The following is a 22,549-nucleotide window of genomic DNA, read 5'->3' as shown; positions in this document are numbered from 1 at the left end:
GGCATAAGTGCCGCGCGCGTGCCGCTTTTCCCCGATTCTGTCGCTATCAAAACTGCGTGAAATTCCGATTTTTCGCAGAAGAGTTAAGCCCGTCACAAATATCAGTTAACCTGAACGCCAGTCAGCCGAGGAGACCGACCATGGACTTAGCCCTTTTTGATCTGGATGAAACACTCATTTGTGAAGACAGCACCAGCCTGTGGCTGCGCTGGCTGGTATCACAGGGATTCGCCCCCAGTGAACTGATTGATCAGGAACAGGCATTAATGAGCCAGTACTATGCCGGTACGCTGTCGATTGAAGAGTATATGAATAAAACACTCTCCCCTCTGGCGGGCATGGCCACGCTTACCGTTGAAGGCTGGGTGCGCCGCTTCATTCACCGCGACATCATGCCACGCGTTTATCCTGCAGCCCGCGAGCGGATTGAGTGGCACCGGGCGCGTGGCGACAAGGTCATGATCATCTCCGCCAGCGGCGAGCATCTGGTGGTGCCGATTGCAGAAAAGCTGGGTGCCTGCGGCGCGCTGGCAATTGGCGTTGAAATCGTGGACGAGCGCTACAGCGGCAACACTTACGGCACCATGACCTATAAAGAGGGCAAAGTCACGCGACTGGGTGACTGGAAAGCGCTGCAGCAGGACGAGGCCTTTGACCGCACCTGGGCCTACAGCGATTCGATGAACGACCTGCCGCTACTGGAACAGGCCGATCATGCCCATGTCATCAACCCTGACGAACAGTTACACCAGGAAGCGTTAAACCGCGGCTGGCAGGTTTATCACTGGGCGCGCTGACTCAGAGCCTGGTCCATCAGGCGTAACTGTTGCTGGCAGCCTGGACACGGACAGCGCGGAACAATCCGTAGTACACGTAGTCCGTGAGGAATACTCGCTGCGCTCGCCCCTTCAGGGCCGCCCTGACGGGCGTTCAGGTTGCTAAAGCAGCCTGTGTGAGCACTGCCCAGGCCCAGACTGACCAATAAAATAGCCCGGGGACAGGCTCTTAGCCGCGGGACGCACCAGCGTCCTGCGCTAATCCCACTTTCAGCAGCTTGCCATTGGCCTCATCGGTCAGCACATAGAGCCAGCCATCCGGCCCCTGACGCACATCGCGAATGCGCGCCTTCTGATCGTCCAGCAGACGCTGCTCTTCCACCACTTTCTCGCCGTTGATACTCAGACGAATCAGGTTTTTCTCTTTCAGAGCGCCGATAAACAGCGAGTTTTTCCACTGCGGAAAACGGGCGCTATTGTAGAACGCCATGCCGCTGATGGCCGGAGAATCCTTCCAGTGATAAAGCGGCGGTTCGGTACCCGCAACCTGTGTGCCTTGTGACTCCGGCACTTTGTCACCGCTATAGTCGATGCCGTAGGTTGCCAGCGGCCAGCCGTAATTCTTGCCCCGCTCCATGATATTCACTTCATCGCCGCCGCGCGGGCCATGTTCATTTTCCCATATTTTGCCGGTCCAGGGGTTAAGCGCCAGCCCCTGCGGATTACGCAAACCATAGGCCCAGATCTCTGGCCGTGCGCCGCGCTGTTTCGCAAACGGGTTATCGTCCGGCACGCTGCCATCGGCGTTGAGCCGCAGCAGTTTGCCCTGCAGCTTATCGAGATCCTGCGCAGCGCTGCTGGCAAAGTTATCGCCGAAGGCGATCCAGAGATAGCCCTGGGTATCAAACGCCAGCCGGGTACCGATGTTGTTGCCGCTGGAGAGCATCGGCGTCTGCCGAATCACCTCGCGGAAATCGCTGAGTTGCCGGTTATCCTTGCTCAGCGTGCCCACGCCTACCACCGCGCCCGCTTTGCCACTGCTGTTCGCTTCGGTATAGCTAAGCCAGACGCGACGACTGGTGGCAAAATCGGGTGCCAGCACCACGTCCAGCAGGCCACTCTGCCGTTCTGCCCAGACCTTTGGCACGCCCTGGATCGGCTGCGACAGGCCGCTCTCCGGGCTCCAGCTGCGCAGTTGTCCGCTACGTTCGGTAATCAGCAGCGTTTTGTTGTCGGGCAGGAAGGCGACGGACCATGGATGTTGTAACTTATCCTGTAATACCTCGACCTTTACGTCGGCGGCAAACAGGGGGGCGGTACAGAACAGGGAGCCACTTAGCAACAAGGCAGTTGAGAAACGGGCCATAACGATCTCCTGACGGGATAGAATGCCCTTAAGCGTAGTCAGCCCCTCTGCAATGATGTTGAGGATTTACAAAAGATTAATCAGGGCGACAGCGCTCTGCTGTCGCCCGTCAGAGTCAGGGCGCGTTAAAACTTACCGTGTCACGCACCATCGTATCGATACCAGGCTTCAGCTCGTCAAAGGTGATCGGCGTATTGCTGTTACTGACCGTTTTGCCAAAGGCTTTGCGAACCACCCGGATCATCGGTTTGCCCGTCACCGCATCGGTGGCTTCTATTTCCAGAAACAGTTCGCTGTTCTGAGTACGATGCCCTGACGCCGCCATGGTGCTGGCAACGACCGCGGCAACCGGTACCACTTCATAAAACTGCACGCCCTGATTTTCTGCTGACACGGCGGTAATGGCGGCCCTTACCTTCAGAGTATGCGGCGTAGCCTGATTCACCAGCGGCAGGCGGGTGGCTATCGCGCCTTTTAGCTGGATCTCGGTGTAACTGAGCACCTGATCCAGCGTTTGCTGAGTGACGCGTGGCGTGGGGTGCGCCGCCGGGTAGTAGATCAGCGATGTATAAAGCACATCTTTATAATGGCTGCTTTGATAGTCAGGTGATATCCAGCGCAGAGTCGGTTCACCACTGGCTGACGACGTCGGTTGCAACTGGCTGTAATCGCTTAAAAAACCTGAATATTGCTGCTTATCAGCAACATGAGAAGTACAACCACTGAGCAGCACGGCAGAGACCGCCAGAAGAGCAGCAACGGAAGTTTTACGCATCATCAACTCGCTTGTATCAGGAAGGTTTAAGCAAGCATAGATAAGCCAGAGGGGAAATGCAGAATAACAGAGGCGGTTTTACGCTGTTATGCAGAATAAATAGCAGGAAAACCCGCTGCAGAGCACAGCGGGCGAAAAAGATTACTCAAAGCAGGTGTCAGGATTCTCAGACAGGGTGATGAACTGTTTGCCCCCCTGGGTCAGCGCCATAATGGTGCCGCTTTCGATATCGTAAACCCAGCCGTGCAGACGCAGCTTACCGTTACGCAGCGCGACGGAGACGGAAGGATGGGTTTTCATGTTGTTCAGCTGGGCGATGACGTTCTCTTTGACCATCTCGTTCAGCTTCTTCTCTGGCGAGTCATACTCACGCTGCTCAACCACCGCTTTTGCCGCATCGGCATAGCGCAGCCAGTGCTCAACCGCAGGCATGGTATCCATGCAGGCGCAGGAGGCGATGGCGTTCATGGCACCACAGTTAGAGTGACCACAGATGATGATGTCGGAGACGCCCAGCGCGACCACCGCATATTCGATAGTGGCGGAGACACCGCCTGGCTCCGGGCCAAATGAGGGAACGATGTTGCCCGCATTGCGGATAACGAACAGCTCTCCTGGCTCCTGCTGCGTCACCAGTTCAGGCACCAGACGGCTATCTGAACAGGAGATGAACAGCGCTTTCGGATTTTGATTTGATGCCAGGCTTTTGAAAAGATCCTTCCTTTCAGGAAACACATTCTGCTGGAAATTCAGAAATCCGTTGATGATCTCTTTCATTATTTAGCTCTCACATTATCCATTTCATTACCTGAGGGGCATAGCCCCCTCAGTGGGGTTTGCCCGTTTATTATTAATGAAAACAAGTGAATATCAACCCGCCTTTTACCGGATGCTCTAAACAACGGCCACTGTCAGCGTTTCGCTTGTTCACCAGTCAGAGGCTCCGCAGCCAATTTCTTTTTATAGCACGGGAAGTTATTGGAAAAAGCACGGTTTGAACCGCCCGTTTTTTTGCCTGTGCTGTGGATCGGCTTTTACGCGTTTTTTCACTACTTTACGCCCCCGGCTCGCCAGCAGAAAAGGTTTCTTGTCTGCTGTGTGAGTTTATCTGGCAAGCGTGGCGGGCTATGGCGTTTTGGGGCGTGGCGAAACGGCTGCGCATCTGGCAGCACGGGCGCTGCAGCAGAACCGTTGCAGGCAAGGAATGAGGGATAGGATTGAGCAGGACGGGTTCATTAAAACAACCCCGGCAGCAGGAGGTAACAGCTGCCGGGAGAGCAGGATTAACGCTTAGCCATACTGCTGCTGATGCGCTTTTTTACGTCGCAGATAGTCTTCATCTGCACGAAGTTTGTCCCAGTAGCCTTTGAAAACAGCCGCCGCCGCGGCTTTTTCCTCGTTGACACCGCGCGGCAGCTCCTTGCCATCCGCATCATATTTGCGTCCGCCCTTGTGGTTGCTGTAACGGCGCGCACGGGTATACCCCATCTGAATAAATTTGCGCGCCATATCCATGCCGACAAAATCATCTTTGCGCCGATACTCCTCAAACAGCGCCATGATTTTCTCAGCCGACTCTTCAGCAATGGGAACGGTACGAAAACGCCAGTGTGGCAGTATTTCGCCTTTATAAGGCTCGACCATCAGCACGCCCTGCTCACCACGCCCGACCTGATAAAGCTCGGGGTGCTGGCGGAAGTCGATAGTGCTGAAGTCCTGATCATAATCGAAAGGTTTCATCTCTTTAGTTTAGGATCAAGTGCGTCGCGCAGCCCGTCTCCGAGTAAATTAAATGCCAGAACGGTGAGGAAGATGGCCAGGCTGGGGAAAATTGCCACGTGAGGCGCGATAACCATGTCGGCCCGCGCCTCATTCAGCATTGCACCCCACTCCGGCGTAGGCGGTTGTGCGCCCAGCCCCAGAAACGACAGGCTGGCCGCGGTAATGATTGAGGTACCGACCCGCATGGTGAAATAGACCACAATCGGCGATACCGTGCCGGGCAGGATATGCCGCATCAGGATAGTCCAGTCAGAAGCGCCGATGCTGCGTGCCGACTCAATATAGGTCTGATGCTTCAGCACCAGCGTATTGCCGCGAACCAGCCGGGCAAAAGCCGGGATACTGAAGATAGCGACCGCCACAATCACATTACTCATGCCGCTGCCCATAATCGCCACCACCGCAATCGCCAGCAGAATGCCGGGAAAGGCAAACAGCACATCGCAGATACGCATGGTGATGCGGTCCCACCAGCCTTCGTAATAGCCGGCTAACAGACCAAAGAATGTGCCGATCAGCGCGCCGATCACTACCGAAAAGAAGCCCGCAATCAGGGAAATCCGCGTGCCGACCAGCACCCGACTGAAAATGTCACGCCCCAGCGAATCGACGCCAAACAGATGCATCAGCGAGGGGCCGTCATTGAGCCGGTCATAATCGAAGTAGTTCTCTGCGTCGAACGGCGCAATCCATGGGGCGATAACCGCCAGCACAATCAGTACCAGCACAAACAGCCCGGCCAGCAGCGCCACCGGCTGTCCTCTGAAACGCCGCCAGAATTCACGCCACGGCGTTCGCACCCGATTCTCCGCAATCAGCGGCATCGTTTTCAGTGCCGCTTCGCGTCGCCAGTTTTTCATCGCGACTCCTTAAAGCGAATAGCGGGATTAATCACCGCATAGAGCATGTCGACAAACAGATTGATCAGAATAAACTCCAGTGAAAACAGCAAAACTTCCGCCTGAATAACCGGGTAGTCGCGCATCGCCACGGAATCGACCAGCAGTCGCCCCAGGCCCGGCCAGTTAAACACCACCTCGACCACGATCGATCCGCCCAGCAGGAAACCAAACTGCAGCCCCATCATCGTCACCACCGGGATCATGGCGTTGCGCAGGCCATGCTTGACCACCACCAGCGACTCGCGCACCCCTTTGGCCCGGGCGGTCCGCATATAATCTTCCTGCATCACCTCCACGAACGAGGCACGGGTAAAGCGCGCCATCACCGCCGCCACCGCCGCACCCAGGGTGATGGAGGGCAGAATGTAATGTTTCCAGCTCTCTGCCCCGACGGTTGGCAGCCATCCCAGCTCCACCGAGAAGACCTGCATCAGCAGCATGCCCAGTGCAAAGGCGGGAAACGAAATGCCCGACACCGCCAGCGTCATCCCCAGCCGATCGGGCCAGCGATTGCGCCAGACAGCAGAAACGATGCCGATTGCCATGCCAAAAATCACGGCCCAGATCATGCTGACCAGCGTCAGCCACAGGGTCGGCATAAAGCGTGAGGCGATCTCCTCCGCGACCGGCCGCTTCGAGACCATCGACTGGCCGAAATCGCCCTGCAGCGCATTCAGCATAAAGTGCCAGAACTGCTGCGGCAGCGGCAGGTCGAGTCCCAGCTCCTGACGCACCAGCGCCACCACCGAGGCATCGGCTTCCGGCCCGGCGATCAGACGCGCCGGGTCGCCCGGCAGCAGGTGAACAAACAGGAACACCAGCACCGCCACAATCAGCAGCGTGGGGATCAGCCCAAAGAGTCGTTTGAGAAAATAGTTAAACATGCAACATCCTGCAGCTGCGGCCAGCCTCGCGGGCTGGCCTGCTCCGTTACTTCAGAGTTGCCTCATCGAAATTGAATGAGGTATCGGGCATCACATAAAAACCGCTGAGGTTTTTGCTGTTGGCAGAAACCAGCTGCTCAACCACCAGTGGGATCCACGGGTGATCCTGCCAGATGGTATCCTGCGCATCTTTGTAGAGACGCGCTTTCTCGGCACGGTCAGTGGTTTTCAGCGCATCAGCCAGATCTTTATCGACCTTAGGATTGCTGTAAAACGCGGTATTGAAGATCGCCGGTGGCCAGGCCGTAGTAGCAAACAGTGGCGTCAGCGCCCAGTCCGCTTCGCCGGTTGAGGCGGACCAGCCGGTATAGAACATGCGCACGCCGCTCTCTTTCTGGCCCTTGCCTTCTACTTCTGCGGCACGCTGACCCGCATCCATCGCCGTAACTTTAACTTTCACGCCAACCTGCGCCAGCTGCTGCTGGGTGAACTGCAACACTTTCTGCGCGGTGCTGTGGTTGTGTGACGACCAGAGCGTGGTTCCAAACCCGTTCGGGTAACCCGCCTCTTTCAGCAGGGCTTTCGCTTTGGCCGGATCGTAGCTGATGGCCGGATAGGTCTGAGCGAAGTCGATGGTGGGCGGCACGATGCCGGTAGCAGGCGTGGCGTAACCGGAGAACGCCACTTTCGCCAGCGCCTGACGGTTGATGGCATATTCCAGCGCTTCACGCACCTTCGGATTATCGAACGGCTTCTGAGTGACATTAAGGCTGATGTAACGCTGCATAATCGATGGCGTGGTTACCACAGCAAGCTTGCTGTTCTTCTCCAGCAGTTTTGCCTGCTCATAGGGCACCGGGAAAGCAAAGTTCGCTTCGCCGGTCTGCAGCATCGCCGCGCGGGTGTTGTTATCCACCACCGGTCGCCAGGTAATGCTGTCCAGCTTCGGATAGCCCGGCTTCCAGTAGCCGTCCCACTTCTTCACCTTCACAAAATCGGTCTGGTTCCAGGTTTCAAACACAAACGGGCCGGTTCCTACCGGATGGAAACCGATCTCTTTGCCATATTTTTTCAGCGCGGTGGGCGAAATCATCGCCGCCGCCGGATGGGCCAGAATGTTGATAAAGGCGGAGAACGGCTCTTTCAGCGTTACTTTTACCGTAGTCGGATCCACCACTTCGGTGCTGGCGATATGTTTAAACAGGTTGTAGCGCTTGAGATGGTTATCCGGATTGCTGGCGCGATCGAGGTTGACCTTTACCGCTTCCGCATTGAAGTCAGTGCCATCCTGGAATTTAACTCCGGAACGCAGCTTAATGGTATAGGTCAGGCCGTCGGCGCTGGCCTGATAGCTCTCAGCCAGCACGTTAGTGAGCTTCATCTCTTTATCAAAGCCAAACAGGCCCTGATAGAAGGATTTCGCGACAGCCTGCGACAGCGTGTCGTTGGCGTCATAGGGATCGAGAGTGGTGAAGTTGGACGCGACGGCAATCACCGCATCCTGTGCTGCCCAGGCGGGCAATGCCATTGCGCTGCTTAACACGCCAGCCGCCAGTAACCCTTTACGCATCGTAATCTGCATCTTGTTCTCCTGTAATCCCTGTCGGGTTGGTCGCCGGGGCGACATCGTCACTGTTCAGGTCGCACTGATAACGTGGCGGGCGACGAAATGGCCCGGAGCCACCTCCATCAGCGGCGCCACTTCAGGTTCATCCCCTAACGCATGAATCGGGCTGGGGATCTCATCGACCAGTAAGGCTCGTTCGCGACGCCGGTGAGCCGGATCGGCTACCGGCACCGCCGCCATGAGTTTTCGGGTATAAGGGTGCTGAGGCTGCTCAAACACCGCCTGACGCGGCCCCATCTCGACAATCTGACCGAGATACATCACCGCCACGCGGTGGCTAATACGCTCCACCACCGCCATATCATGAGAAATAAACAGGAAGGCGATGCCAAACTCGCGCTGCAGGTCGAGCATCAGATTAATAATCTGCGCCTGAATTGACACATCCAGCGCCGAGACGGACTCATCGGCGATCACCACTTTGGGATTCAGCGCCAGCGCGCGGGCTATACAGATGCGCTGACGCTGGCCGCCGGAAAATTCATGGGGATAGCGCTGAGCATGTTCCGGCAGCAGACCCACTTTATCCAGCAGCCAGGCAACGCGCTGCTCCGCCTCGCGACGCGGCATCGCCTTGTGAACCAGCAGCGGCTCCATAATGGAGAAGCCGACCGTCAGCCGGGGATCGAGCGAGGCGTAGGGATCCTGGAAGATAAACTGAATGTCGCGTCGCAGATGGGCCAGCGCGGCACCCGACAAATGGTCTATCCGCTGTCCGTCAAACGTCAGGGTGCCACCCTGACTGGCCACCAGCTTCAGCAGCGAACGCCCGGTGGTCGATTTACCACAGCCAGACTCGCCCACCAGCGCCAGTGTCTCACCGGCATAGAGATCAAAACTGACTTTTTCGACGGCATGCACCCGGCTTTTGACGCGGTTCAGCAGGCCGCCGCGAATATCAAAGCGGGTGACCAGATCGCGCACCTGCAAAATGGGTGGCTGCAGGCGGCGAACCGTATCCTGCGGAACGTCATCAACGGCATCGCTGTGCAGCAACGGAAATTTGGCCGGCAGGGGCTGGCCCTGCATCGAACCGAGCTTTGGCACCGCCGCCAGCAGTGCCTGGGTATAGGGCTGCTGCGGGGCGCTGAACAGCCTGGCTACCGGGGCATTTTCTACTACTTCGCCGCGATACATCACCTGAACCCGATCGGCCATTTCGGCGACCACGCCCATATCGTGAGTGATAAAAATCACCCCCATCTGCATCTCTTTTTGCAGCACGCGGATAAGCTGCAGAATCTGCGCCTGAATGGTGACGTCGAGCGCGGTGGTCGGCTCATCGGCAATCAGCAGGGCCGGTTTGCAGCAGAGCGCCATGGCGATCATCACGCGCTGACGCATCCCGCCCGACAGCTGATGCGGGAAGCGGGATAATACATTTTGCGCATCCGGGATTCGTACCAGATCCAGCATACGGCGCGCTTCGGCCAGCGCGCCGGCGTGGCTCAGGCCCTGATGCAGACGGATGGATTCCGCGATCTGCTCGCCCACGGAGAAGACCGGATTCAGCGAGGTCATCGGCTCCTGAAAGATCATCGCCATATCCGCACCGCGTACCCGCCGCATCTGACCTTTTGAGGCGCGCATCAGATCCAGCACGTCGCCGTTGCGACGCCGCAACAGCACCTCGCCGCTGACCCTCCCGCCAGCCTGCTCAATCAGCCGCATCAGCGCCAGCGAGGTCACTGATTTCCCCGAGCCTGACTCCCCCACCAGCGCCAGCGTTTCGCCGCGAAACAGATCGAGTGACAAATGACGCACCGCGTCAGTAACGGTGGTTTCGTGCTGAAAACGCACATTGAGATCGCGCACCGCCAGGACCTGCTCAGGGGCCAGCGGCGGTAACGTTTGCCTGTCGCTCATCTCTGCTCCTTAACTTTCGCGATAGATAGCGACGTCTGCCACTTCGCCAACCCGCGCCACACCGCGATACATCCCTTCGCTGTTGAAAGGCAGCGCTACGTTGCCTGCGCGGTCGACGGCAATCAGCCCCCCGCTGCCGCCCAGCTCCAGCACACTGTCATGAATAACATTAACCGTGGCCTGCTGCAGTGAGCGCCCGGCGTAGCGCATCTGCGCTGCCACATCGTAGGCCGCCAGCGTCCGTATAAAGACTTCCCCGGTGCCGGTACAGGAGACCGCCACGCTGTCGTTACTGGCGTAGCAGCCTGCGCCCGGCAGCGGCGAGTCGCCGACCCGTCCGGCCTGCTTGTTGGTCATACCGCCCGTTGACGTGGCGGCCGCGAGGTTGCCCTCAAGATCCAGCGCGACGGCCCCCACCGTACCAAACTTACGGTCCGGGTCGAGCGGGTCATCGCTGTGCGCGGCACCATCATGGTCCAGCACTGCCGTATCGCTGTTCAGCGCGCGCTGCAACTGCTCCCAGCGTTCCGGAGTCGAGAAGTAATCAGGCGTGACCGTTTCCAGCCCGTGCGCCTCAGCAAACTGCTCTGCGCCCTCGCCGATAAACAGGACATGCTCGCTATGTTCCAGCACGGCACGTGCCGCCAGCACCGGATTCCGTACCCGCGTTACGCCCGCGACCGCCCCTGCACCCAGCGTGCGGCCATCCATGATGCAGGCATCGAGTTCATGGGTGCCCTGATGGGTGAAGACCGCGCCTTTACCGGCGTTGAACAGCGGGCACTCTTCCAGCAGCCGCACCGCTTCGGTCACCGCATCGAGTGCGCTGCCGCCCTGAGCCAGTATCTGCTGGCCCTGAGTGACAATATCGTGTAGCGCCTGACGATAGAGTTGCTCTTTTTCGGCGCTCATTGCTGAGCGCGTAATGGCACCGGCGCCTCCATGAATGGCGATCACTGCATTGACCATAACGATCTACCCTGTGGTTGCATCAGGACGAAAAACACTGATTTAAAATGGTTTTCACCCATTTTTGGTGATTTTTGACTATAGAAAGCCTGCTAAGTGTTGTAAAGCGGAAACTGTTCCTGTGGTTATAACCTTTTCTTACCGCCATATTTCACTTTGGCCACAACAACAGGCAAGTCAGGCCGACACCGATGTGACTCAGCGGCTAATTCCCACCATAATAGGCAGCATCTGAGATAACCAGGCTGGAATATCCATGGAAAGTTTTACTGCAGGCTTGATCTCCCTTGAGGAGGCACAACAAAAAATGCTGTCACAGCTGACGCCCGTCACCGACTCTCTTAGCGTGCCGCTGGCCGAAGCGGTCGGGCGTATCACCGCCAAAGCGGTGACCTCACCGATTGCCGTCCCGCCATTTGATAACTCTGCAATGGATGGCTACGCCGTCAGGCTGGCAGACGCCAGCAGCGGTCAGCCGCTGCCAGTGGCGGGTAAAGCCTTTGCCGGCGCACCGTTTAGCGGTGAGTGGCCGCAGGGCAGCGTGATTCGCATCATGACCGGTGCGCCGGTGCCCGCAGGCTGTGAAGCAGTAGTAATGCAGGAGCAGACCGAAACACAGGGTGATGCGATTATGATCACCGCGCCGGTCCGTCCCGGACAGAACATTCGTCTCATCGGTGATGATATTCAGCCAGGCACCGTGGTGCTGGAAGCGGGAACGCGTCTGGGTGCCGCTGAGCTGCCACTGCTCGCCTCACTGGGTATCGCGCAGGTCAGCGTGCTGCGAAAACTGCGGGTCGCTATCTTCTCCACCGGTGATGAACTCCAGCCGGTAGGCGAGCCGCTGGCCGAAGGCCAGATCTACGACACCAACCGCTTTGCGGTATCACTGATGCTGCATAAGCTGGGTTGCGAAGTCATCGACCTTGGCATCATCAAAGATGACCCGGCCGCACTGCGTGCTGCTTTCACCGAGGCCGATCGGCAGGCGGATGTCGTGATTACTACCGGCGGCGTCTCGGTGGGCGAAGCGGACTTCACCAAAACGATGCTGGAAGAGCTTGGTGCCATCAGCTTCTGGAAGCTGGCGATCAAGCCTGGCAAGCCATTTGCCTTTGGCCGCCTCAACAGCAGCTGGTTCTGCGGCCTGCCAGGTAATCCGGTCTCCGCCGCCGTGACCTTTTATCAGCTCGTTCAGCCGCTGCTTGCCACCCTCACCGGCCAGCAAAAATCAGCATTGCCGCCACGTCAGAAAGTGCGCTGCGCCTCGCGGCTGAAAAAGTCACCTGGCCGGCTCGATTTCCAGCGCGGTATCCTGCGACAGAACGCACAGGGTGAACTGGAGGTGGAAACCACCGGGATGCAGGGTTCGCACGTCTTCAGCTCCTTCGCCCAGGCAAACTGTTTTATTGTGCTGGAACGGGATCGCGGCAATGTTGAACCGGGCGAATGGGTCGAGGTGGAACCGTTCAACGCCCTGCTGGAGGCGTAAATGCTGCCTGAATTAAGCGATGAGGAGATGCTGCGCTACAACCGGCAGATTGTATTGCGCGGCTTTGATTTCGACGGTCAGGAGCGGCTGAAAGCGAGTCATGCGCTGATCGTCGGGCTGGGCGGACTCGGCTGCGCCGCTGCGCCCTATCTGGCGGCTGCCGGTGTCGGCAGCCTGACGCTGCTCGACTTCGATACCGTATCGCACTCTAACCTGCAACGGCAGATCCTGCATCACGATGCTGATATTGGTCGTGCCAAAGTGGACTCCGCCGCACAAAGCCTGGCCGCCATCAATCCGCACTGCCAGCTGCATCCTGTTAATGGACAGCTGGACGATGCAGCGCTGCTGGCGCTGATCGCCCGGCAGCAGGTAGTGCTGGACTGCACCGACAACGTTGCAGTGCGTGAGCAGCTTAACCGGCTCTGTCGTCAGCAGCGGGTGCCACTGGTCTCCGGCGCCGCGATTCGGATGGAAGGTCAGATCAGCGTATTCAACTGGCAGCCCGGCACACCCTGCTATCGTTGCATCAGCCGCCTGTTTGGGGAACAAACCCTGAGTTGCGTGGAAGCGGGCGTCATGGCTCCGCTGGTTGGCGTGATTGGTGCGATGCAGGCGATGGAAGCGATTAAAGTGCTGACGGCATTTGGCACGCCCGCCACCAGCCGGTTGCTGATGTACGATGCGATGAGCGCGGAGTTCCGCAGCATGAAGGTAGCGCAGGATGCGCACTGTGAAGTGTGTGGTGGTAGCGCGTAGCGTCGGCAGGAACGCCTGTGCTTCATGAAGCCCGCACCGTGGTGAAGTTTTTACCTGCTTAGGGAACACGGTCAGATCGGAAAGTCGCTTAAACCATCCATGGGCGCTCGGCCCGCGCCATCCATGGCGCGGGACGCTTTCCTCCTCTGACCGTGTTCCCTGCGCCTTAAGTATATGCGTTGCTGCCAGATAATCCCTGAGCCTGGCATCCTGCCCAACCCACACCATCTAACAAGCTAAAAGCATATAACTCATTCATTACCACCAAAAAAAACGGGGTGACCTGCGCCACCCCGTTTCAATCAGACGATACCCTGACTCCGCAGGTAATCTTCGTAATTACCGGTGAAGTCCACCACGCGATCTGCTTTCAGCTCTATCACGCGGGTTGCCAGCGAGCTGACAAATTCACGGTCGTGTGAAACAAACACCAGCGTGCCTTCATACATCTCCAGCGCCATATTGAGCGATTCAATCGACTCCATATCGAGGTGGTTGGTCGGCTCATCCATAATCAGAATGTTCGGTTTTTCCATCATCAGCTTACCGAACAGCATACGACCCTTCTCTCCACCGGAAAGCACTTTGGCCGGCTTCTTAATATCATCCTGCGAAAACAGCAGGCGACCCAGAATACCGCGAATGGTCTGCTCATCATCGCCAGGCTGTTTCCACTGACTCATCCAGTCAAATACCGTCAGGTCATTGGCAAAATCATCGGCGTGATCCTGAGCGTAATAACCAATACGTGCATTCTCTGACCATTTAACGCTGCCGTTATCTGGCGTCAGCTGACCCACCAGCGATTTTAACAGTGTTGATTTACCGATACCGTTGGCACCGATCACCGCCAGCTTCTCACCCACTTCCAGCAGCAGATTTAAATTCTTAAACAGCGGACCGTTATCAAATCCTTTGGTCAAACCTTCCACTTCCAGCGCATTACGGAACAACTTCTTGTCCTGCTCAAAGCGGATAAACGGGTTCTGACGGCTGGAGGCTTTCACTTCATCCAGTTTAATTTTATCCATCTGCTTAGCGCGTGATGTCGCCTGACGCGATTTAGAGGCGTTGGCGCTAAAACGACTGACGAACGATTGTAAGTCAGCAATCTGCGCTTTTTTCTTGGCGTTATCGGATAACAGACGTTCACGCGCCTGGGTCGCCGCGGTCATATATTCGTCATAATTACCGGAATAAACCCGCAGCTCGCCATAATCCAAATCAGCCATGTGCGTACAGACCATATTAAGGAAGTGACGGTCATGCGAAATGATAATCATGGTGCTGTCACGCTCGTTCAGCACCTGCTCCAGCCAGCGAATAGTATCGATGTCCAGGTTGTTCGTCGGTTCGTCGAGTAACAGAATATCAGGATTAGAAAACAGCGCCTGCGCCAGCAGTACACGTAATTTAAAGCCCGGCGCAATTTCGCTCATCGGGCCATAATGCTGCTCAACCGGAATGCCGACGCCGAGTAATAACTCACCGGCACGAGACTCCGCGCTATAGCCGTCCATCTCACCGTAAAGTGCCTCAAGATCGCCGACTTTATACCCCTCTTCTTCGCTCATTTCTGGCAAAGAATAAATACGGTCGCGCTCCTGCTTCACTTCCCATAACTCATGGTGACCCATGATAACGGTGTCCAGTACGCTAAATTGTTCAAAGGCGAACTGATCCTGACGCAACTTACCGATGCGCTCGTTGGGATCGTAAGAAACATTGCCGCCTGAAGGCACCAGATCGCCACCCAAAATCTTCATGAAGGTGGATTTTCCGCTGCCGTTCGCACCGATTAAACCGTAACGATTACCGCCGCCAAATTTAACGGAGATATTTTCGAACAGTGGCTTGCTGCCAAACTGCATGGTGATATTGCTGCTAACTAACACGGCATTGACCTTTGTGAAGAGAATGGATGAAAAAACGGCGGCTATTATGCCAGATGTGACGCAGCGCACGCCAGCGTCAGCCGTGGATTCCTTGCGGGGTGATTGATATCCCGGCAGAAATAAAAAAGCCGGAAGGCCATGATGGCCCCCCGGCTCCCACTTACAAGGATTGTGTCGATCAATCGATCAGGAAACTGTCCAGGCTTTTACCGGAATCCAGCGCTTTTTTAATCGCTGCCGGGGTACGGCCCTGGCCAGTCCAGGATTTCTGCTCACCATTTTCGTCGGTGTAAGAATATTTAGCCGGACGCGGCGCACGCTTGGTACGTTTTTTTCCGCTTTCCAGTGCACCTAATAATTCATTAGGATCGATGCCGTCAGCCAGCAGCATTTCGCGATATTTAGAAAGCTTTTCTTCTTTTTCGCGATTCTGCGTCTCTTCCGCTTCTGCTTCTTCACGGCGCTCAGTAACAACAACAGTTAATTTTTCCAGGATCTCTTCAAGATCGGTCAGTGGCAGTTCACGAGCCTGGGCACGTAATGTGCGAATATTGTTCAGTACCTTAAATGCGTCACTCATCACAATGTCCTTGATTAAGGGGGGTTAATAAAACTGTAGCGCCAAGACTACCTAATTCAAATAAAAAAATAAATTATTTTTACGCTACAGATAATTCCTAAGTATTAATTCGGGCAAAACAGAGCTATTAAAATCGGGCGTGCCTGACCTTTTATTAACGCTGAATTAACAACAAATGGCACTTTTACTCAGGAGTTGAAAACGATTTCAGGCAGATTATCCCGGCATAAGGCAGTTAACGCTATCAACTAAATGCGGGCCATGCAGCCTCATTATTTACGTTTACGGGCCGGAGATAACAGATTAAAAATGTGCCTGCCCGTGACCCCAGTCACACCAGCTTACAGATTATGCTTAAAAAGCCCCCCCCGGCACCGTTAAATAGCGCAAAAGAATTAACGCTCTGGTGGCTTTTTTAATTATGCCCTTTGCCACCTGTTAACCATTTTTGCCGCTGCGATTTATAGCAGAGTCGGATTATTCGCAGATCGCTTAGCTGCGCAATAACAGTTCCGCCCGGCTCAGGCTGACTGAATAGCCTCACGCGCCCCCACTCGTTCAGTCGTAAGTTGCCTTAAAAAAACGTCAAAGAAATAAACTGAGAAAGGTGACAGAGCTCAAAAACCTGAATCCGGAAAGTGCCTGCAACATAAAATTAATCGCTCGCCGGAGGCGCTGATAATAACCCTGCGATTACCACTGTTTTATTTTCTGCTGGCTGCGCCCGTTCCAGTGATGCTGGGAAGCTCTCATTATCAACGGGTTAGACCATGATGAACAACATGGAGAGACAGGCAGCATCGGTTTAACGCTGCCGGAGGAGAGATAAAGCGGTAACTGCACAGAGGCAGCTACCGCCGGATGACTAATTCGCCTGCGTGGCCGGGCCAAATACCGGATATTGCGGCATATCCACGTTCTGGTAAGTCTCCCAGCCGCCGCCCAGTGCTTTATAGAGCGCCACTAAATCGAGTGCACTCTGCATCCGCGCCTGTGTCGCCTGCTCCTCTGCCTGAGCCAGCTGACGCTGCGCATCCAGCACCTCCAGGAAGGTCGAGAGCCCCTGGCGATAACTGTCGCTGGCGAGATCAAACGCGCGCTGAAGCGCACCGGTTGTCTCATCCAGCGCGGTGACCCGCTGCTGATCGGCGCGATAGCTGACCAGCGCATTCTCCACATCCTGCAACGCCGTCAGCACCGTCTGGCGATAATCCAGCGCGGCACTGGCCTGCTGCGCCCGCGCTAACTTCACGCTCGACACCAGCTGTCCGCCCTGGAAAATCGGAATCGATAACGACGGGCCATAACTGTAGAAATGGCTGCTCCAGTTATCCAGATAGCTGACATCGGTGTTGCGCACGCCCAGCTGGCCGGTCAGTGACAGGCTCGGGAAAAGCTGCGCGACAGAAACCCCAATCTCAGCGGTTTGTGCATGCAGCATCGCTTCAGCCTGACGAATATCAGGACGACGACGTGCCAGCGTAGAAGGAATGCCTACCGGGACAAACTGTGGCAGCGGGGGTAACGCTTTTGGCGTACTGAGTTCAGCATCCAGCGCCCCCGGTGTCTTGCCGAGCAGCACCGCTAACCCATTCATCGCCTGCCGTGCCTGCGACTGATACTGCGGCAGCTGCGCCTGCAGCGTGCTGAGCTGGGCACGCGCATTTTCCACATCGGTCAGCGGGGCCAGGCCATTACGCTGCTGGCTTTGGGTCAGCTCGGTCGTCTGCTGCGCCACCTCAATCTGCTGTTGCAGCGTCTGAATCGTGCTCTGCGCGCCGCGCAGCTGCAGCCAGGCACGCGCCACTTCGGCCTCCAGTGAGACCAGCGCATCGTTGCGCTGTTCTATCGCTGCCTGCTGCTGGGCATTGGCTGCCTCAACCTGACGGCGCACTTTGCCCCACAGATCCAGCTCCCAGCTGGCATCGAAGCTGCCCTGATAGAGGGTAACCGGCTGCGTCAATCCATTGAGCTGGCTGGCCACGTTGCTGTCGAGCTGATCGGTTGCGCCATTGGATTTCAGCAAGCCTTCCAGCCCGAGCTGCTGACGCGTCACTTTGGCTGAACCGCCCAGGGTGGGGAACAGGCTGCCCTGCGCCTGCGTCAGCTGTTCACGTGCTCCGGCAATGCGCAGCACCGTCTGCTGCAGGCTCAGGTTGCCCGCAATCGCCCGTTCAATCAGACTGTCGAGCTGCGGATCATTGAAGCTGCGCCACCAGCGTGAATTAATCGCGGCGTTTTGTGGCTTTGACGCCTCCTGCGAATCCAGGGTGTTGTAGCCACCCGGCACGGCAGGTTTCGGCGCCTGATAGTCAGGTCCGACAGCGCAGCCCGCCAGCCCGAGGGCCAGCAGTAAACTCAGGGGTTTCAGGCGATGAGAGTAAAAAACCTTCATGTTAGTGTGCTCCTGCACTGCCTTCGCTCTTAATCGGCGACAGCAGCCAACAAAATGGAATCAAAATCAGGGCGACAATACTCAGGCCTGAGAAGACATCGATGTAAGCGAGGATACGCGACTGCGCAATCATCTCCTGATAGAGCTGACCGGTTGCCAGCGTGACGGGATCGCCCACCGCCGAGGTAAAGTCGCGTATCGCCTGCGCCCAGTGCTGAAGCGTAATGTTGAACGGCTCATTCAGCGGCGTCATGTTATGCACCATGTGCGCTGACCGCACCTGTTCGCGCTCGGTAATGGCAGCGGTCGAGAGTGAAATCCCAATCGATCCGGCCACGTTACGGAACATGGTAAACAGCGCCGAGGCGTCAGCATTAAGCCGCTGCGGAATGGTGACAAAGGCGATAGTCGTCAGCGGGACAAACAGGAAACCCAGCCCGATTGACTGTGCGCTGCGCATCAACACCAAAGTGGTGAAATCGACGTTGGGCGTTAAGGTGGCGGAGTAGAGAAACGCCACGGCCAGACAGCTAAAGCCAAAGGCAATGATGTAGCGCGTCTGAACGATTGGCATCAGTTTCAGCACCAGCGGTATGGTCAGCACAATCAGCACCGCGCCAGGCGACAACACCAGACCTGACCAGGTGGCGGTGTACCCCAGATCCTGCTGCGCCAGCTGTGGCAGCACTACGGAACTGCCATACAGAATCATCGCCATCCCCGCCATCAACAGCCCGGCGACCCAGAAGTTGCGGTCTTTCATCACCAGAATATCAACCACTGGCTTACGGGCATACATCAGCCAGTAGATGGCGCCGACGATGCCAATCAAGGCCAGAATGGCGAACAGCACGATAAAGTGCGAGGCAAACCAGTCCTCATCCTCTCCGCGATCCAGCATCACCTGCAGACAACCCAGTCCTAAGGTAATCAGGCTGATACCGATATAGTCGATCTTCAGTTTACCTTTGGCCCACTTACGCTCCCACGGTGGATCTTCCAGCAGCTGATAGATCGCCAGCACGGTAAGCACGCCGACCGGAATGTTGATAAAGAACACCCAGCGCCAGCTGTAGTTGTCGGTAATCCAGCCACCTAATGTCGGGCCAATCACCGGCGCGACAATAATGGCGATAGAGGAGAGCCCAAATGCCTTGCCGCGATCTTCCGCCTTGAAGTAGTCCAGCAGCACAGACTGCTGAACCGGCTGCAATCCGCCACCAAAAAAGCCCTGCAGCACGCGGAACAGAATGATTTGCCACAGTTCGGTAGCGATGCCGCACAGGAAGGAGCAGATGGTAAACATCACGATGCAGATCAGGAAAAACTGTTTACGGCCAAACAGTCGGCTGAAGAACGCAGAGATAGGCAGCACAATGCCGTTCGCCACCAGATAGGAGGTCAGCACCCAGGTTGACTCATCGTAACTGGAGGAGAGCGAACCGGCGATATGCGGCAGCGCCACGTTAACAATGGTGGTGTCGAGGATCTCCATAAACACCGCCAGCGTGACCGTGATCGCCACTAACCACGGATTACTGGCGGGTTTCCAGCTCTGCGCCGTACTCATTCCACCGTTACCTTCGGTTCAACAGAGAGACCCAGCGGCAGAGGATGGTTCGGATCAAGGCCCTTGTCGATGACGATTTTCACCGGCACGCGCTGAACGATTTTCACATAGTTACCGGTGGCGTTTTCTGACGGGAAAGTCGAGAAGCGTGAACCAGAGCCCATCTGAATACTATCGACATGCCCTTCCAGCTTCATATCCGGCCAGGCATCGACGCTGATTTCAACTTTGTCGCCAGGATTCATGTGTTGCAGCTGAGACTCTTTGAAGTTAGCGGTGACCCAGATCTCAGGCGAGACCAGCGAAAACAGCGACGATCCCGCCTGCACCAGTGTGCCCAGCTGAACGTTACGCTTGGTGACAAACCCGTCATAGGGCGCGCGAACCTGGGTATAGGAGAGATTAAGATCGGCCGTGCTTAACTGCGCCTTCGCCTGCTCAACCTGTTGCTGACGCGCTTCAACATTGGTCTCCTGCTGGCGAATCTGCAGAGCAACCTGTGACGCCACTTCAACCTGTGCTTTCGCGCTTTGTAACTGCGCCTGCGCCGAACGTAACTGCGCGGACGCGCTGTCGATATTACGCTGACTGGTCGCACGCGGATCGACGCCGCGCTGGCGACGATAATCCGCCTGCGCATTAAGCAGATTCGCTTCGGCTTTCGCCTGATCCGCCAGCGCCTGATCGCGCTGTGCCGGATACTGTACCTTTGACAGCGCCAGTTGAGCCTGCGCCTGATGCAGCTGTGCGACAGCTAAACCGAGCTGCGCATTCGCCTGCTCACGCTGGGCACGATTGTCGCTGGGATCGATCTCCACCAGCAGATCGCCCTTCTTCACCCGCTGGTTATCTTTCACCAGCAGCTTCACGACATAGCCGGAGGCTTTAGGCGCAATGGTAACGGCATCGCCTTCGGTAAAGGCGTCGTCGGTAGTTTCAATATTGCGGGTAGTGAACCAGAACCAGAAGCCGACAATCAGCATAATCACCACCACTACCGCCAGAATAATCAGCGGCTTTTTACCGGGGCGTTTACGCTCAGGCTGCTGGTCGTTGTCCTGATTTTCCTCTGACTGACGGTTTTTATCCGTCGCATTTTCTGCGTCCTGCTGGTGTGGATCGCGTTGGTTATTCTCGCTCATAGTTCCCATCACTGGCTAAGGCCCTAATTCCCGGGCATAAAGGTCCTGTTAACCTTATATCGGAAACTGACAAAATCCAGCGCAACTTTACGAAACTTGAGAAATGGCGCACATCCTGCCACCTGTGGCGGGTAGCAGGATGCGTCGGGCCTAATTAAGCAGCCGCAACAGCAGCCAGCCGCTGGCCATCGACCAGGCAAGCAGAGGGAGAGAAAAGAGATGGAAATGCCACCAGACGGCCCGATCTTTCGCCATACGCAGAGCAATAAGGTTGGCGAGCGAACCCGGCAGCAGGCCGAATCCGCCAATATTGACCGCCCAGGCCAGCACATCGCCAGGCGGGACTTTTTGCAGCAGCAGAATCGTCGCCGGAACGTTGCTGATCACCTGTGACAGACCAATCGCCAGCAGGTAGAGCTGCCCCTGACCGAAATGAGAAACCGCATCAAAGTGAGCCTGCATCACCGGCAGACGCGTCATCAGGAAGACGTCAATAAACATGGCGATAAACACCGCCAGCAGGCTCCAGTCGATGCGCAGCAGCACCGGACGCGCCATCACCAGGAACGTGGCAAGAATCAGCAGCAGGACCCAACCGGTGATTTCCAGCTCCAGTCCGGCGATAAACAGCAGGTATAGCACCACGCTGACAATAAACAGCGGCTTCTGCCACTGCGGCTGTTCAGGGTTGTCATGCTTATCAATCGACCGCTTTGAGAAGCTGAACCAGGTTAATACCATCAGGCTAAGCAGCAGCCAGGCGGCCAGCGGCAGCATCTGCACAATAAACGCGACAACGCTTAATTTGCCGTGGCTCCACAGCAGAATGTTTTGCGGGTTGCCGACCGGCGTCAGCAGGGATCCGGCGTTGACCGCCAGCGCTTCGAAGATGATCAGTCGCGAGATGGGTAAGTGAGAGAACTTTCGCAGCGTCAGCGTCAGCGGCACCAGAATAAACAGCGCTACATCATTGGTCAGAAACGTAGAGAGCAACGCGGCAGCCAGCACCATAAACAGCGCCAGCGCACGTTCGTGCCGGAAACGCGCAATCAGTCGTCCCCCCAGCACGTCAAAGTAGCCACTGGTTTCCAGCCCTTTGGTCAGGATCAACAACCCGGTGAGCGTAATAATGGTATGCCAGTCTACGGCACCGGGCAGATCGGCCCAGCGAAAATCCGCCAGAAATGCCAGAACTACACCAATCACAATTAATAAATGCAAAACAGAGTCATGCAAAAAAGATCGAAGCAGTTGAGGCATGATGAAGGTACGCCTTAGCGTTAGCGGGTTTCGGAGAATTTCTTAAATACGGCCAGCGTTTCATCACTGACGTGATGCTCAATACCTTCTGAATCACGTCGGGCAGTTTCGGGACTGATGCCTAACGCCAGCAGAAAACTTTCAACAATGTGATGACGGGCGCGACTCTCCTCTGCCAGTTTCTCTCCTTCACCAGTCAGAAAGACACCGCGGTAAGGCACTTGTTCAACCAGCCCGGCACTGCCAAGCCGCTTCAGCATTTTCGCTACGGTCGGTTGCGAAACGCCCAGGCGGGCCGCCATATCAACCTGACGCGCTTCGCCAAATTCACCAATCAAATCAGAGATTAACTCAACGTAGTCATCAATTAATTCCCGACGATGCGCTTCACGCACCTGCCGAAAACCTTCGACATGCTCTTCAATATCTTTCAGTGGTCCTTTTGGCGCAGAAACCACGCTTTTAGCACGACGACTCATTCAGCTTCCTCATTATTTTTTCCCGTACTG

At 56.3% G+C, this 22,549-nt stretch carries 19 protein-coding genes; 3 read left to right on the top strand and 16 right to left on the bottom strand.

The window, feature by feature from the left end; translation table 11 throughout:
• Window positions 1–140 precede the first annotated feature (140 nt).
• Window positions 141–797 carry an HAD family hydrolase gene (locus tag ACK13D_RS09795; RefSeq protein WP_033785519.1) on the top strand — a complete coding sequence of 219 codons (657 nt, stop codon included), beginning with the start codon at window positions 141–143 and terminating at the stop codon, window positions 795–797.
• A 208-nt stretch (window positions 798–1,005) separates the two neighbouring features.
• On the opposite strand, the gene ACK13D_RS09790 is transcribed toward ACK13D_RS09795, so the two are convergent.
• The 9 genes from ACK13D_RS09790 to ACK13D_RS09750 form a co-directional block, all read right to left on the bottom strand.
• Entirely contained in the window at window positions 1,006–2,142 is a 1,137-nt protein-coding gene (locus ACK13D_RS09790) for a PQQ-dependent sugar dehydrogenase (protein ID WP_010254401.1), read from the bottom strand.
• A gap of 115 nt (window positions 2,143–2,257) precedes the next feature.
• Complete coding sequence (locus tag ACK13D_RS09785) at window positions 2,258–2,917, bottom strand: DUF3313 domain-containing protein (RefSeq protein ID WP_187484320.1); 660 nt, start codon at window positions 2,915–2,917, stop codon at window positions 2,258–2,260.
• Window positions 2,918–3,058: 141 nt separating this feature from the next.
• Complete coding sequence (locus ACK13D_RS09780; RefSeq protein ID WP_010254395.1) at window positions 3,059–3,694, bottom strand: carbonic anhydrase; 636 nt, start codon at window positions 3,692–3,694, stop codon at window positions 3,059–3,061.
• 513 nt (window positions 3,695–4,207) lie between these two features.
• Complete coding sequence (locus ACK13D_RS09775; RefSeq protein WP_010254385.1) at window positions 4,208–4,657, bottom strand: DUF4385 domain-containing protein; 450 nt, start codon at window positions 4,655–4,657, stop codon at window positions 4,208–4,210.
• Window positions 4,654–5,559, bottom strand: a complete 906-nt coding sequence (gsiD, locus tag ACK13D_RS09770) for a glutathione ABC transporter permease GsiD (protein ID WP_010254377.1) — start codon at window positions 5,557–5,559, stop codon at window positions 4,654–4,656. Before gsiD ends, ACK13D_RS09775 begins: the two co-directional genes overlap by 4 nt.
• Complete coding sequence (gene gsiC / locus ACK13D_RS09765) at window positions 5,556–6,485, bottom strand: glutathione ABC transporter permease GsiC (protein WP_010254376.1); 930 nt, start codon at window positions 6,483–6,485, stop codon at window positions 5,556–5,558. Before gsiC ends, gsiD begins: the two co-directional genes overlap by 4 nt.
• Window positions 6,486–6,531: 46 nt before the next feature.
• Window positions 6,532–8,067, bottom strand: coding sequence for a glutathione ABC transporter substrate-binding protein GsiB (gene gsiB / locus ACK13D_RS09760; RefSeq protein WP_418796253.1), 1,536 nt, complete (start codon window positions 8,065–8,067; stop codon window positions 6,532–6,534).
• A gap of 54 nt (window positions 8,068–8,121) precedes the next feature.
• The gene (locus tag ACK13D_RS09755; RefSeq protein WP_010254373.1) at window positions 8,122–9,978 is read right to left on the bottom strand and encodes a dipeptide ABC transporter ATP-binding protein; all 1,857 of its coding nucleotides are present in this window, start codon (window positions 9,976–9,978) and stop codon (window positions 8,122–8,124) included.
• Between the two features lie 9 nt (window positions 9,979–9,987).
• Window positions 9,988–10,947 carry an isoaspartyl peptidase/L-asparaginase family protein gene (locus ACK13D_RS09750; protein WP_033785515.1) on the bottom strand — a complete coding sequence of 320 codons (960 nt, stop codon included), beginning with the start codon at window positions 10,945–10,947 and terminating at the stop codon, window positions 9,988–9,990.
• 256 nt (window positions 10,948–11,203) lie between these two features.
• On the opposite strand from ACK13D_RS09750, the gene moeA reads away from it, so the two are divergent.
• On the top strand, window positions 11,204–12,439 hold the full coding sequence (moeA, locus tag ACK13D_RS09745) for a molybdopterin molybdotransferase MoeA (protein WP_010254369.1): 1,236 nt from the start codon (window positions 11,204–11,206) through the stop codon (window positions 12,437–12,439).
• Window positions 12,440–13,198, top strand: coding sequence for a molybdopterin-synthase adenylyltransferase MoeB (moeB, locus tag ACK13D_RS09740; RefSeq protein WP_083068598.1), 759 nt, complete (start codon window positions 12,440–12,442; stop codon window positions 13,196–13,198).
• A 302-nt stretch (window positions 13,199–13,500) separates the two neighbouring features.
• Here the strand turns inward: moeB and ACK13D_RS09735 are convergent, their stop codons facing one another.
• The 7 genes from ACK13D_RS09735 to mntR form a co-directional block, all read right to left on the bottom strand.
• Entirely contained in the window at window positions 13,501–15,093 is a 1,593-nt protein-coding gene (locus ACK13D_RS09735; protein WP_010254366.1) for an ABC-F family ATPase, read from the bottom strand.
• Window positions 15,094–15,271: 178 nt separating this feature from the next.
• Complete coding sequence (locus ACK13D_RS09730; protein WP_003850507.1) at window positions 15,272–15,673, bottom strand: H-NS family histone-like protein; 402 nt, start codon at window positions 15,671–15,673, stop codon at window positions 15,272–15,274.
• Window positions 15,674–16,538: 865 nt separating this feature from the next.
• Window positions 16,539–18,068: an efflux transporter outer membrane subunit gene (locus ACK13D_RS09725; RefSeq protein WP_159226260.1), complete on the bottom strand. Its 1,530-nt coding sequence runs from the start codon at window positions 18,066–18,068 to the stop codon at window positions 16,539–16,541.
• A 1-nt stretch (window position 18,069) separates the two neighbouring features.
• A complete protein-coding gene (locus ACK13D_RS09720; protein ID WP_010254360.1) occupies window positions 18,070–19,638 on the bottom strand; it encodes a DHA2 family efflux MFS transporter permease subunit in 1,569 nt (522 codons plus the stop codon).
• Window positions 19,635–20,780, bottom strand: coding sequence for an HlyD family secretion protein (locus ACK13D_RS09715; RefSeq protein ID WP_010254357.1), 1,146 nt, complete (start codon window positions 20,778–20,780; stop codon window positions 19,635–19,637). The genes ACK13D_RS09720 and ACK13D_RS09715 overlap by 4 nt, the downstream gene beginning before the upstream one ends.
• Window positions 20,781–20,930: 150 nt before the next feature.
• Window positions 20,931–22,040 carry an SLC13 family permease gene (locus ACK13D_RS09710; RefSeq protein ID WP_022625975.1) on the bottom strand — a complete coding sequence of 370 codons (1,110 nt, stop codon included), beginning with the start codon at window positions 22,038–22,040 and terminating at the stop codon, window positions 20,931–20,933.
• Window positions 22,041–22,060: 20 nt separating this feature from the next.
• Window positions 22,061–22,519 (bottom strand): manganese-binding transcriptional regulator MntR, encoded by a 459-nt coding sequence (gene mntR / locus ACK13D_RS09705; protein ID WP_010254350.1) that lies wholly within the window; start codon window positions 22,517–22,519, stop codon window positions 22,061–22,063.
• Between the last annotated feature and the right edge of the window lie 30 nt (window positions 22,520–22,549).

The organism is Pantoea sp. K16 (genome assembly GCF_048452805.1).
In the GTDB taxonomy this organism is placed as follows: Bacteria; Pseudomonadota; Gammaproteobacteria; order Enterobacterales; family Enterobacteriaceae; genus Pantoea; species Pantoea agglomerans.
Note: the sequence above shows the minus strand (reverse complement) of the source record. Positions and strands in the feature narration are given on the sequence as shown.